10 protein-coding genes are annotated in these 12985 nt (G+C 74.8%); 1 reads left to right on the top strand and 9 read right to left on the bottom strand.

Annotation, left to right across the window (positions count from 1 at the left end):
- Positions 1-26 precede the first annotated feature (26 nt).
- The 8 genes from ABT129_RS05015 to ABT129_RS04980 all read right to left on the bottom strand — a co-directional run bounded on the left by ABT129_RS05015 (position 27) and on the right by ABT129_RS04980 (position 11364).
- Positions 27-2786, bottom strand: coding sequence for a SpoIIE family protein phosphatase (locus tag ABT129_RS05015; protein ID WP_351896682.1), 2760 nt, complete (start codon positions 2784-2786; stop codon positions 27-29).
- Positions 2783-4849, bottom strand: coding sequence for a SpoIIE family protein phosphatase (locus ABT129_RS05010; protein ID WP_351896679.1), 2067 nt, complete (start codon positions 4847-4849; stop codon positions 2783-2785). The genes ABT129_RS05015 and ABT129_RS05010 overlap by 4 nt, the downstream gene beginning before the upstream one ends.
- Before the next feature lie 99 nt (positions 4850-4948).
- Positions 4949-6148 carry an MFS transporter gene (locus tag ABT129_RS05005; RefSeq protein ID WP_351896677.1) on the bottom strand — a complete coding sequence of 400 codons (1200 nt, stop codon included), beginning with the start codon at positions 6146-6148 and terminating at the stop codon, positions 4949-4951.
- A gap of 121 nt (positions 6149-6269) precedes the next feature.
- Positions 6270-6731 (bottom strand): hypothetical protein, encoded by a 462-nt coding sequence (locus tag ABT129_RS05000; RefSeq protein WP_351896674.1) that lies wholly within the window; start codon positions 6729-6731, stop codon positions 6270-6272.
- Positions 6732-6909: 178 nt separating this feature from the next.
- Positions 6910-8358, bottom strand: a complete 1449-nt coding sequence (locus tag ABT129_RS04995) for a peptidoglycan D,D-transpeptidase FtsI family protein (protein ID WP_351896673.1) — start codon at positions 8356-8358, stop codon at positions 6910-6912.
- A gap of 95 nt (positions 8359-8453) precedes the next feature.
- Positions 8454-9071: a response regulator gene (locus ABT129_RS04990; protein ID WP_502981662.1), complete on the bottom strand. Its 618-nt coding sequence runs from the start codon at positions 9069-9071 to the stop codon at positions 8454-8456.
- A 56-nt stretch (positions 9072-9127) separates the two neighbouring features.
- Positions 9128-10411 (bottom strand): sensor histidine kinase, encoded by a 1284-nt coding sequence (locus ABT129_RS04985; RefSeq protein WP_502981653.1) that lies wholly within the window; start codon positions 10409-10411, stop codon positions 9128-9130.
- Positions 10369-11364: a hypothetical protein gene (locus ABT129_RS04980; RefSeq protein WP_351896668.1), complete on the bottom strand. Its 996-nt coding sequence runs from the start codon at positions 11362-11364 to the stop codon at positions 10369-10371. The genes ABT129_RS04985 and ABT129_RS04980 overlap by 43 nt, the downstream gene beginning before the upstream one ends.
- Before the next feature lie 222 nt (positions 11365-11586).
- On the opposite strand from ABT129_RS04980, the gene ABT129_RS04975 reads away from it, so the two are divergent.
- Positions 11587-12084 carry a cupin domain-containing protein gene (locus ABT129_RS04975; RefSeq protein ID WP_351896665.1) on the top strand — a complete coding sequence of 166 codons (498 nt, stop codon included), beginning with the start codon at positions 11587-11589 and terminating at the stop codon, positions 12082-12084.
- 24 nt (positions 12085-12108) lie between these two features.
- Here the strand turns inward: ABT129_RS04975 and ABT129_RS04970 are convergent, their stop codons facing one another.
- Positions 12109-12879, bottom strand: a complete 771-nt coding sequence (locus ABT129_RS04970; protein ID WP_351896663.1) for an IclR family transcriptional regulator — start codon at positions 12877-12879, stop codon at positions 12109-12111.
- Between the last annotated feature and the right edge of the window lie 106 nt (positions 12880-12985).

Here is a 12985-nt window from a genome sequence, read left to right as displayed (position 1 = left end):
GAGACCCCGGCCGCCTGCCCTCCCCCTCACCAGGCCAGATCCTCCAGCGCGTCCAGATCGGGCACCACCGTCGTCACCGGCCCCGCCCCGTCCGTGCCCACCCTCAGCTCCGCCCAGATCGTCTTGCCGCGCCGGGCGTACCGCGTCCCCCAGCGGTCCGCGTACTGCGCCACCAGGTACAGCCCGCGCCCGCCCTCGTCCGTCGTCGCCGCGTGCCGCAGGTGCGGCGAGGTGCTGCTGCCGTCCGAGACCTCGCAGATCAGCGTCCGGTCGTGGAGCAGCCTGACCCGGACCGGATCGGCCCCGTACCGCACCGCGTTCGTGATCAGCTCGCTGAGCACCAGCTCCGCCGTGAACGCCAGGTCGCCGAGCCCCCACTCCTCCAGCTTCGCCGCCGCCGCGTTCCGTACCGGCGAGACCGCCGACGGATCGCGGGCCACCTCCCACTCGGCGATCCGCTGCCGGTCGAGCAGCCGGGTCCGCGCCACGAGCAGCGCGATGTCGTCGCGCGGCGAGGGCGACAGGAGCGTCGCGAGGACGTCCGCGCAGGTCTGCTCCGGACTCCGGTCGGGGCGCGCGAGCGTCGACCGCAGCAGCCCGAGGCCCGTGTCGAGGTCCCGGCCCCGGTCCTCCAGGAGCCCGTCCGTGAAGAGCACCAGCTTGCTGTCCTCCGGCAGCCGCAGCTCCGTCGCCTCGAACGGCACATCGCCCAGGCCCAGCCCGAGCGGCAGCCCCGGAGACAGCTCGGGGAACTCGACCCGCCCGTCGGGACGCACGAGCGCCGGGCCGGGATGCCCCGCGCTCGCCACCGTGCACAGACCGGACGCGGGGTCGTAGATCGCGTACAGACAGGTGGCGCCGGTGATGCCCTCCTCCCGCCGCCGCCCCTCGGCGTCCGGCCCGTCCGACTCCCGGTCGTCGATCCGGGCCGTCAGCTCGTCGAGGTGCCCGAGCAGCTCGTCCGGGGGCACGTCGAGCGTCGAGAAGTTGTGCACCGCCGTCCGCAGCCGCCCCATGGTGGCGGCCGCGTGCAGCCCGTGCCCCACCACGTCCCCGACCACGAGCGCCACCCGCGCTCCCGGCAGCGGGATCACGTCGAACCAGTCGCCGCCCACCCCGGCCTTCGCCGGGAGATAGCGGTACGCCACCTCCACCGCGCTCTGGTCCGGCAGCACCCGGGGCAGCAGGCTCCGCTGGAGCGTCACCGCCATCGCGTGCTCCCGCGTGAACCGGCGCGCGTTGTCGATCGCCACCGCCGCCCGCGCCGCCAGCTCCTCCGCGAACGACAGGTCCTCCTCCCCGAAGGACTCCGGGGTGTCCGCGCGCCAGAAGTTGGCCATCCCCAGGACCACCCCGCGGGCGAGCAGCGGCACCGTCAGGAGCGAGTGCATCCCGAACGCGAGGGCCCGCGCAGCCCCCTCCGGGTCCTGCGCCCGCCAGCCCTCCGCCGAGGCCAGCTCCGCCTGCACCACCGCGTGCCCCGCGCTCAGGGCCGTCGCCATCGGGGTGCTGGGGACGTCGAACCGTACGGTGTCCCCGACGGGCTGGAGCGGCTGGTCGGGCCGCAGCCCGCTCAGCGCCGTCCGCCGCATCTCCGTCGTCGCCGTCGCGGACGTCGGCGGCTCCTCGCCGCGCAGCACCGGTTCGAGCAGCTCCACCGTCGCGAAGTCCGCGAACCGGGGCACCGCCACCTCCGCCAGCTCCTCCGCGGTCCGTACGACCTCCAGCGTCGTCCCGATCCGCACCCCCGCCTCGTACAGCAGCTGGAGCCGGCCACGGGCCACCGCCGCCCGGCCGGTCAGCGCGGCCAGCTCGGTGGTGTCCCGCATCGTCATCACACAGCCGGACTCGCGCCCGGCCGGGAGCGTGGGCCGCACGCTCACCGCGAGCAGCCGGTCGCCCGCCCGGTGCACCTCGTCCGTCGCCGACCGGCCCGACACGAGCAGCTCGACCGTACGGGGATCGAGGCCCAGCTCCGAGACGTGCCGCCGCTCCGCGTCCGCCGTGAGACCGAGCAGGCGGCGCGCCTCGTCGTTGGCGAGCAGCAGCCTGCGGTCCGGGCCCACGATCAGGACGCCCTCGCGGACCGCGTGCAGCACCGCCTCGTGGTGCTCCTTCATCCGGGTCATCTCGGCCGGGCCGAGGCCGTGCGTCTGCCGCCGCAGCCGCCGGCTCACCAGGGCGGCGCCGCCCACGGCGACGGCGAGCGCGCCCCCCGCCGCTCCGATGAGCAGCGGGAGCCGTCCCTCCACCGCGTGGCTGATGCTCTCCACCTCGATGCCGCTGGTGACCAGGCCGATGATCTTGCCGTCGTCGTCGACGACCGGGACCACCGCCCGGACGGCGTCGTTGGGCTCGCCCCGGAACAGCTCGGTGAACGACTCGCCGTCCACGGTCGCCCGCGTCAGGTCCCCGGTCGCCTTGCTGCCGATCAGGTCCGTCTGCGAGTCGGTGTACCGCAGACCGTCCGTGCCGAGGACGGAGATGAAGTCCACCCCCGTCGCCAGCCGGGCCGCCTCCGCCCGCGCCTGGAGCGCCGCCGTCGGATCGGGCGAGGTCAGCGCGGCGTCGATGCCGGGCGCGTGCGCGAAGGACTCCGCGACGGCGAGCGAACGGACCTGGGCGTCCCGCTCGCTGTCGCTGCGGGCCTGGTGGAACGTGATCAGCACGGCCGCCGCGATCACCAGGAGCGCGATCAGCGCCTCCAGGGCGAAGACCTGACCGGCGACGCTCCCCAGCCCGGTGCCGCGCCCACCCCGCCGCCGCTCTCCGCCCCGGGCCGTCATCCCGTGCTCCGGGCGATCAGCAGTGCCACGTCGTCCGGCGCCCCCGGCCGGCGCAGCGCCCGCAGCAGCTCGTCACAGGTCTCCTCAAGGGGCCCGCGGGCCTTGTCGAGGAGCCCGACGAGCAGCGCGAGCCGCTCGTCGATCGACTCGTGGCGGGTCTCGATCAGACCGTCCGTGTAGAGCACGAGCCGGTCCCCGGGCCGGAAGGGCACCCGGGCCGTGTGGAACGTGCCGCCGCCCACGCCGAGCGGCACCCCGGGCGAGAGGTGCACCAGCTCGGCGGGCCCGTCCACCGGAACCCGCACGGGCGGCAGATGGCCCGCGTTCGCGATCCGGCACCGGGCGTGGCCGGGGTCGTGCACGGCGTAGAGACAGGTCGCGATGTAGTGCTCCAGGCCCTCCGTGATCCGGTCCAGGTGCCGCAGGACCTGGGCGGGCGAGAGGTCGAGGTCGGCGAAGGCGCAGGTCGCCGTCCGCAGCCTGCCCATCGTGGCCGCCGCGTCGATGCCGCTGCCCATCACGTCCCCGACGACGAGCGCCGTCTTGTCCTCGGTCAGCGGGATCACGTCGTACCAGTCGCCGCCGACCTCGCTCGACGCCTGCGCCGGCTGGTAGCGGGCGGCCACCTCGAGGCCCGCCCGCTCGGGGGGCGCGCCCGGCAGCAGGCTGCGCTGGAGCGTCACCGCCGAGTTGCGGACGCTCTGGTACCAGCGCGCGTTGTCGATGCTCACCGCCGCGCGGGCCGCGAGCTCCGTCGCGAGCAGCACGTCGTCGCCGTCGAAGGGCAGCGCGTTGTGGTCCCGCTTGAGGTCGAGGGCGCCGAGCACCTCGCCGCGCGCGATCAGCGGCACCGCCAGGTACGAGTGGACCCCGGCCCGGGCGAGCATCTCGGCCGCCTCGGGGCTCCGGGCGATCCGGGCGAGGTCGCCGGGGCCGACGTGCTCGACGAGGACCGGCAGGCCGGTGTGCACACACCGGGTGACCAGACGGTCCGCCCCGTACATGGCGACCGCGCCGGGCGGGTCCGCGGCCGGCAGCGCCTCCGTGGGGGAGCCGGCCTTCACGGCGAGCGCCCGGAACAGTTCGGGCCCCTCCTCCGGCGCGCCCGGCCGGCGCAGCGCCAGGACGGAGTCGAGGACGTCGACGGCGGCGATGTCCGCGAGTTCGGGCACCACCACCGAGGCCAGCTCGTCGGCGGTCCGCTCCACCTCCAGGGTGGTGCCGACCCGGGCGGAGGCGTCCGCGATGAGGGCGAGCCGCCGCCGGGACCGGTCGGCGTCCGCGTCCGCCCGGTGCCGCTCGGTCACGTCGATGACCGAGGCGGCGACGCCCAGGACCCGGTCCTCGGCCCCTTCCAGCCGGTAGAAGGACAACGACCAGGCGTGGTCGCGGTCGGGGTCGGCCGGGGTCCGTCCGACGGTGGGGTGGTCGAGGAGCGGCGTCCCCGTCGCCAGGACGGAGCGGAGCGCGGCCTCCAGGTCCTCGGCGTCGACCTTGGGCAGCATGTCGCCGATGCGCCGGCCGATGTGCAGCGCGGCGGGGAGGCCGTTGATCCGCTCCAGGGCCGGGTTCACCAGGACGTAGCGCAGGTCGGTGTCGAGGACGGCCAGGCCGATGGGGGACTGGGAGACGAGCCGGTCGGAGAGGGCGAGCTCGGTCTCGACCCGTTCGACGGCGGAGTGGTCGGCGGCGATCCCGAGCGCGTACAGGCCGCCCAGGTCGTCGGTGAGCCGCATGTTCCGGAACTCGACGTTCCGGATGCTTCCGTCCTTGTGCCGTACGGGGAAGACGCCGGCCCATGTCGTGCCCTCGCGCAGCACCTCGCCGAAGAGGCGCATCGCCTCCTCCCGGTGCTCCGTGCCGACGATGAGCCGGGCCACGTACTGGCCCAGGGCCTCGGCGGCGGGGAAACCGAACAGGGCCTCGGCCTGCGGGCTCCACAGCACGATCCGGCCGTGGGCGTCGACGACGACGGCGGCGACCCCCAGCATGTCGAGGAGCCCCGCGCCGTCCAGGGGCGTACCCACCCGCCCCGTCGTCCCCGGGAAGGAACCGGCCGTCACCCTGCCCTCCTCCCGCCGCGAACACGCCTCCTTCCATGCTCGCCGCCCACCGGTCGGCCCGCACCGCGAGCGACGGGCGGGGACGGCTCCGGCCGGCCCTCAGCCGGTCGCGGCGGAGCGGTCCCGGGGCTCCGCGCAGCGGAGGCCGCGCCCCCGGCGCCCCCGCGCCGCGGCCCCCACCGCCCACCCCGTCCCCGCCAGGGCGAGCAGCGGCAGCAGGACGCGGACGTCGACCAGCGCGACCAGGCCCGCGCCGAGGGCGATGGCCACCGCGTTCGGGGCGAGGACGAGGGTGTGCGCGGTCGCCGCCACCCGGCCCACCGCCTCCGCCGCGGCCTCCCGCTGCACCGCCGTCACCACCGCGACGAGGACCCACGGCAGGCCGACGCCGATGACCGCGCTCGCCGCGAGGGCCGTCGCCTCGTAGGGCAGCGCCCGCACGCCCACCGCCCCCGCGAACAGCGCGAGACCGGCGGCGGCGAGCACCCGCTCCGGGACCCGGCGCAGCAGCGGGCCCGCGACCAGCCCCGCGAGGACCGAGCCCGCGCCCTGCACCGCGTAGAGGACACCGGCGTACGCGGGGGAGTGCCCGAGCCCGCGGTCCACGACGGCGTGGACCGCCGCCCCGTTCACCCCGGCCAGCAGCATCGTGAACGCGCCCGTCGCGACGAGCGGCCGCAGCACCGGCGAGGCCCGCAGCAGCCGCACCCCCTCGGCTGTCTCCCGCCACCAGTTCCGGGAGCCGGACCGCACCGGCCGCTCCTCCCACACCGGCATCAGCGCGAACACGGCCGCGGCGAGCACGAAGCTCGCCGCGTCGAGGAGGACGACGGGCCCGGCCCCGTACCGGGCGAACAGCCCCGCCGCCACCAGGGGCGCGACCAGTTTCATCGACTCGTTCGCGGTCATCCGCAACCCGTTGAGGGTGCCGAGCCGCTCCGCGCCCAGGGAGCTCGCGGCCAGCGCCTGCTCCGCCGCCTCGTGGACGGTGCCCTGCGCCCCGTACAGCACGAGCACCGCGAAGAGCAGCCACACCCGGTCCGCCGACTCCACCCACAGGAGCAGCGGAAGCAGGGCGGCCGTCGCCAGGTCGAGGCGGACCAGGAGCGGCCGCCGCCGCACCCGGTCCGCGAGCGTGCCGAACAGCGGTCCGAGGAGGACGGGCGCCCACAGGGCGAAGGCGGTCAACGCCGCCAGACTGTCGGACCCCGTCAGGGACTTCACCCAGATCCCGGAGACCAGCCACATCGCCGTCGTACCGAACCCGGACACGACGACACCTGTCAGATACCAGCGCATGGCCCCAGGCTCGCTTCTGAGGAGGCCCGGCCGGATCGGTCACCCGCCCTAGAAGGGACCGGCGGAGGGCGCTTCCGAAGGCGTGCCGGAGAGCACCTCCGAGGGGGCTGCGGCCCGGCGGTCAGCCCGCCGTGCGCGGGTGACCGTCGTCGGCTCCCCGTTCCTCGTACGGGGGCCGGGCGCCCGCCTTCTCGTACCGCAGCGCGGCCCCCGTCACCAGGGCGCCGAGCCCCTCCCACAGGCCCACACCGAGGAATCCGGCCGGGGCGCGGCCGGTGACGACCGCGAGGGTGAAGACCGCGCAGGTGAGGAGGCGGAAGGGAACCGTCCAGCGGAAGAAGGGCTTCCAGTCGGCGAGCGCGGCCAGGACGTAGTAGACGCCCATGTTGAGCGCGGCCATCGAGGAGGCCGTCAGGAAGACGAGGGTGTGGTCGCCGTCCGCGCGCCCGCCCTCGGGCACCGGATCGAAGCCCATCACCGTGAGCAGCGCGTCCGGTACGACAAGGCCCACCACCCCGAGCGCGGCGGCGAGCATGCCGAAGACCGCGATGGTCCAGCCGGACAGGGAACGGGGCAGGCGCACGGCGGTCCTCCGTGGGGTGGGAGCGGGGTGACAGCGGAATCGACGGTTCGAATGCGTGCTCGGACGCGAGCGTGACCCTGCATATCGCGTGACGGGGCCCGACTGCCAATCGGGCCCCGCCCCCAGGTCACTTCACCTCAGCGCCGCCGCCCTCGTCCGGGCCCCGCCCCACGTCACTTCACCTCAGCGCCGCCGCCATCATCTTCTGCGCCACCGGGGCCGCCAGGCCGTTGCCGCTGACCTCGGAGCGGGCCGCGCCCGAGTCCTCGATCATCACCGCGACGGCGACCTGCTTCCCGGTCGAGGGGTCCTTCGCGTACGAGGTGAACCAGGCGTACGGCGTCTTGCTGTTGTTCTCCCCGTGCTGCGCCGTACCCGTCTTGCCGCCCACCTCGGCGCCGTCGATCGCCGCGTTGGTGCCCGTGCCCTCCTCCACGACCGTCCGCATCGCGCCGCGCAGCTGCTCGGCGGTCGAGGAGGAGACGATCCGCTCGGTCTTCCCGTCCTCGAAGGTCTTCAGCGGGTCGCCGTCGGAGTCGACGACCTCCGACACCATGTGCGGGGAGGCGAGGAGGCCGTCGTTGGCGATCGCCGCCGACACCATCGCCATCTGGAGCGGGGTGGCGGTCACGTCGAACTGGCCGATGCCGGTCAGCGCCGTCTGCGCCTTGTCCATGCCGGAGGGGTACACGCTCGGGTACGCGCGGACCGGGACGTCGAGCTCGGCGTCGTTGAAGCCGAACTTCTCCGCCATCTCCTTCACCTTGTCCTGCCCCAGGTCGGCGGCCATCTTGGCGAAGACGTTGTTGCAGGAGTACCGGAGCGCGGTGCGGATGGTGGCGTTCTCGCAGGGCGCGGAGGCGTTCTCGTTCCTCAGCACGGTCCGGGTGTTCGGCAGGGTGTACGGGTCGGGGCTCTTCGTCGCCGTGTCCACCGAGCCGTACAGGCCGTCCTCCAGGGCCGCCGCCGCGACGACCAGCTTGAAGGTGGAACCGGGCGGCAGCGGCTGGCGCAGTGCCCGGTTGACCAGCGGCTTGTCCTCGTCGGTGGTCAGCGCCTGCCACGCGTCGCCGTCCGCCGTCCCGGTGATCTTCGACGGGTCGTAGGACGGGGTGGACGCCAGGGCGAGGATCCGGCCGGTCGCCGGGTCGACGGCGACCGCCGCGCCCTTCTTCTTCCCCAGCGCCCGGTAGGCGGCCTTCTGGACGTCCGGGTCGATCGTGGTGATGACCGTGCCGGGCTCCTGCTGCTTGCGGGTGACGGCGTCGAGCGGGTTCTTCAGCCGGTCGTCGGTGCCGTCGAGGACGCCGGAGTAGATGCCCTCCAGCTGGGTGGCGCCGTACGCCTGTGAGCTGTAGCCGGTGACCGCCGCGTACAGCTCGCCGTCCGTATAGGTGCGCCGGTACTCGAGGTCCGTCCCCTCCGTCTTCTTCGAGCCGGTGACCGGCGAACCGGCCACGACGATGTTCCCGAGCGGCTGCGCGTACTGCGCGATCGTCTTCCGCCGGTTCTTGCTGTCGTCCGCGAGCGCCTTCCCCTCGTACGCCTGCACCCAGGTGGCCCGGCCCAGCAGGGCGAGCACCAGGAGCAGCACGAAGACCGAGGTGCGCCTGATCGTCTTGTTCATCGCACCTGTGGGGACGAACGAACCGGTGGGGGACGTTCCGGATGTGGCGGGTTTCTCAGCGAACCTTCATCTCGGCGGCCCGCCGCGCGGGCCGGTCACCCCGCCCGCACGAACCCCGACTCGTACGCCAGGATCACCGCCTGCGTGCGGTCACGGGCGCCCGACTTCGCCAGGACCGCCGCCACGTGCGTCTTGACCGTGGCAGCGCCGACGCCCATCCGGCCCGCGATCTCCGCGTTCGTCAGCCCCGTCGCCACCAGGCGCAGCACCTCCGCCTCCCGCTCGGTGAGCCGGCCCACCCAGGGCGGGGCCACCGGCGCCCGGTGGCGGGCGTGCTCGGCGGCCAGGCCCCGGACGGCCGCCGGGTAGAGCAGCGAGTCGCTCCGGGCGACCAGCCGGACCGCGCTCACCAGCTCCTCCGCCGCCGCCCGCTTCAGCAGGAAGCCGGCCGCGCCGACGCGCAGCGCGTCGTACACGTACGCGTCGTTCTCGAAGGTGGTCACCACCACGATCCGGGGCGGCTCCGCCATCCCGGCGAGGATCTGCTCGGTGGCCCGGATCCCGTCGATCTCCGGCATCCGCACGTCCATGAGGACGACGTCCGGCCGCTCCGCCCGCACCACCGAGACCGCCTCCGCGCCCGTGGACGCCTCGCCGACCACCTTCAGGTCGGGCTCCGCGTCCAGGATGACCCGCAGGGCCGTCCGCACCATCCGCTCGTCGTCGGCGACGACCACCCTGATCACCGGAGCCCCGGCCGCCGGGGCGCTCACCGGGGGATCCGGACCGCGAGGCGCCAGACGCCGTCGGCCGGCCCGGCCTGGGCGGTGCCGCCGAGCAGCCGGGCCCGTTCGGCGATGCCGCGCAGGCCGCGCCCGCCGTGCGGGCGGGCGACCGGGGGCCGCTCGGGCAGGGGGTTCTCCATGGTGATCTCCACCTTCTCGGTACGGGCGTCGAGCCGTACGGTGACGGGCTCCCCGCCCGCGTGCCGGGCCGCGTTCGTCAGCCCTTCCTGAACGATCCGGTACGCCTCGCGCGACAGCGCCTCCGGTACGGGGGCGAGGTCCCCGGACACGGTCAGCGCCACCTTCGGTCCGGCGCCCCGCACCAGGGACTCCAGGGCGTCGAGCCCCGGCCCGGGCCCCGGGCCCTCCTCCGCGTCCCCGTCGCGCCGCAGCAGGCCGAGGACCCAGTCCAGCTCGCCGACCGTGCGCCGGGTGGTCTCCTCGATCGCGGTCAGCGCCTCCCGGACGAACTCCAGGTCCGTCCCGTCGCCGCCGTCCAGGACACGGCGGGCCGCCCCCGCCTGGAGGGTGACGGCGCTCAGCGCGTGACCGACCGAGTCGTGCAGCTCCCGTGCGAGCCGGTTGCGGGACTCCGCCTCCGCCGCGCGCCGCTCGGCCGCCGCGAGCCGGTCCGCCGGGCTCGGCCCGAGCAGCCGGGGCGCCTGCCGGGCGAGCAGGGCCCCGGTCGCGGCGGCCACGGCGGCGAGGGCGAGCAGCATGAGCAGCCCCGCCGGGAGCGCCGCCCAGCCCCACCCCGGCCGGTCGAGGCCCCAGAACGTGCCGAGCTCCGACTCCCGGAGCGACGGCGAGAACGGCAGCGCGAGCAGCGACACGGCCATCGGCGGCAGGGCCAGGGTCGCCCCGCTGAGCAGCGCTCCGACGCCCAGGTGCAGGGTGAACCAGGCGGCGGTCCGGACCCTCGCCCGGCCCTCGGCGGGGCCGTCGGCGAACCGGTCCGCCGGCACTCCGCACAGCGCCCGTGTCGCCGCCACCGCCATCGGCCGGGCCACCGGGAACAGCGCGGCGACGGCGACGAGCGGCAACCCCACCGCGTACGCCCCGAACTGCACGCCGAGGCCGCCGGTGAACATCCCGGCGTCGTCGAACAGCGACGCCATGACGAGGGAGCCGACCATCCAGAACGGCATGAACAGCGCGCCGCCCACGATCAGATGGAGCCAGCGCCGCCGGGCCCGCTGCCCGAGGAGGGCGACCGCGCACCGCTTCACGCCCCGGCGCTCCGTCGGCGCAGGAAGGCGGCCACGCATGCGCCGAGCAGCAATCCGATGATCATGTCGCCAGCGTAGGACAGCTGCATCAGGGTGGTGACCCGCTTGGCGGGATCCGAGGTCGGCAGGAGCGCGACGAGCGACATGTAGGCGCCCCAGCAGCCGATCGAGGCCGGCGCGATCCAGGCGAGGGCGAGCACGGGGCGGACCCGCAGGCGGGCGGGCCGGTCGAGGACGAGGATCAGGACGGAGGCCACGGCGACGGCGGCGAAGGCGACCCACTGGGCCTCCAGGACGTAGAAGTCGGCGTCGCGTTCGGCGCTCTGGCGCGCGGACAGGCCGGTCGTGGCCCCGGACGCCCACATGAGGTGGAGGGCGGCGGACCCGACCGCGAGCACCGCGCCGGCCAGGGCGGTGGCCCGCACCCACGGCGCGGCGCCGGGGGCCGGCCGCTCGCCGAGCCGCCCGCGCCAGACGTGCCCCCAGCGGTCCCGGGCGTACAGCGCGAACAGGGTGCCGAGCGTGAGGCCCTGGAGGATGAAGCCGCCGTACACGACGACGAACACCCAGGGGTCCAGGAAGGGTTCGGCCGGCGCGGCGGCCCTGTCGTCGCCGGTGAAGAGGGCGACCAGGAGCTGGGTGGGGTAGCCGGTCATGATCGGGGTGAGCAGGCCGGTCGCCCCCCACATGGGGAGGACGAGGAGCGGGGCGGGCACCCGCCGCCCCCAGGCCTGGGTGAGGAGCAGGGCGAGGACGACCACGAGGACGTCGGCGAGCACGGTGAGCGAGTTGGCGATCGCCATCGTCCGGGGGTTCTCCAGGAGCACGCTCCCGGCCGGGATCCCGATCCGACTGCCCGCCACCCAGGCGACCTTGAGCGAGACGTACGGGAGGCAGGCGGCGATCGCGAGGGCGCGCAGCGTCCGGCGGGCGGTGCTCGGACGGAGGGTCGCGCCGGGCGGGGGCGCGGGCAGGTGAGCGGTCGGTGTCATGGCTCCACGCTCCCGCGCGGGCCGTGGGGGCCACCTCCTGCGGAGCGATGATCCGCCTCCGCCGCGCGGGGGAGGCGACCGCGTCTCCGGGATCCGCCCGGAGCCGCCGCGCAGCGGAGGGCGGGCACTGTCCGGGCGCGGCGGCTCCGCGCGAATTGACCCATGTTTTTCATCGCCGATTGAACCCGGAAGAGAGGTCAATGGCCTTCTAGAGTAGTGATCATGAACGAGAACGCGCCCTTCGCCCCGCTTCTGACCCGCTCCGCCGACGCCGAGACCACCGCCGACCCCAGCAGCGTCATGACGCTCCTCGCCGACTCCGACACCACCGGCGGGCAGCTCACCAGCTACCGCTCCTCCTTCGCGAAGGGAGCGGTCGGCGCCCCGGCGCACTTCCACACCAAGGCCTCCGAGATGTTCTTCGTCCTCGGCGGCTCGCTCCAGGTCCTCGTCGGCGAGGAGCTGAGCGTCCTGGAGCGGGGCGACTTCCTCCTCGTCCCGCCGCACACCCCGCACGCCTTCGCCGCCGCCCCCGGAGCCGAGGCCGACGTGCTGTTCGTCTTCACGCCGGGCATGGCCCGCTTCGACTACCTGCGCCTCCTGGGCCGGGTCATGCGGGGCGAGGCGGGCGTCGAGGAGATCAAGGCGTCCTCGGAGCGGTACGACAACCACTACGTGGACAGCCCGGTCTGGCGGAAGGCGCTCGCCGAGCGCGGCTGACGCCCTCCACCGGCCGGGGCGGGCTCAGAGGCGCCGGGTCGCCAGCGTCAGCCGGTCCCGCGCGTCGAAGAGCGCGTCCTTGATCATCTGCTCGTGGGCCGGGGTGAGCCGCGCCACCGGCACCGAGCAGCTGATCGCGTCCCGCGCCGGCGTCCGGTACGGGATCGCGATGCCGAAGCAGCGCAGTCCGAGGGTGTTCTCCTCGCGGTCCACCGAGAAGCCCTGCTCGCGGATGGCGCGCAACTCCTCGATGAGCCGCTCGCGGTCGGTGATCGTGTGCTCGGTCAGGGCCGGGAGGGTCTCCGGGAGCAGCTTGCGCACCTGCTCGTCGGTGTGGGTGGCGAGCAGCGCCTTGCCGAGCGAGGTCGAGTGGGCGGGCAGCCGCCGACCGACCCGGGTGAACGGCCGCAGGTAGTGCTGGGACTGACGGGTCGCCAGGTAGACCACGTTGGTGCCGTCGAGCCGCGCCAGGTGGATGGTCTCGGTGGTGTCGTCGGAGAGCCGGTCCAGGGTGGGGCGGGAGGCGGCCACCACCTCGTCGCCGTCGATGTACGAGGTGCCGACCAGCAGCGCCCGCACCCCGATGCCGTACCGGGTCCCGGTCGCGTCCGTCTCCACCCAGCCCAGCTCGACCAGGGTGCGCAGCAGCATGTAGAGGCTGGACTTCGGGTAGCCGACGGCCTCCTGGACGGCGGCGAGCGAGTGCATCCCGGGGCGTCCGGCGAAGTATTCGAGCAGCTCCACGGTCCGCACCGCGGACTTCACCTGCGCTCCGCCCGCGTCGGCAGTCGTCATGACCCTCGCCCCTTTTCCGTCGTCCCGGTCGTCCGGTGGCCCCTGGCCGGACGGGCCCCTTGTGGAGACGGCGGGGCCGTCCCTAGAGTCCCGTACAGAATCGTTC

Origin of the sequence: Streptomyces sp. NPDC002057, from assembly GCF_040296665.1 — a bacterium.
Taxonomy (GTDB): Bacteria; Actinomycetota; Actinomycetes; order Streptomycetales; family Streptomycetaceae; genus Streptomyces.
This window is presented reverse-complemented; position numbering and strand designations above follow the sequence as displayed.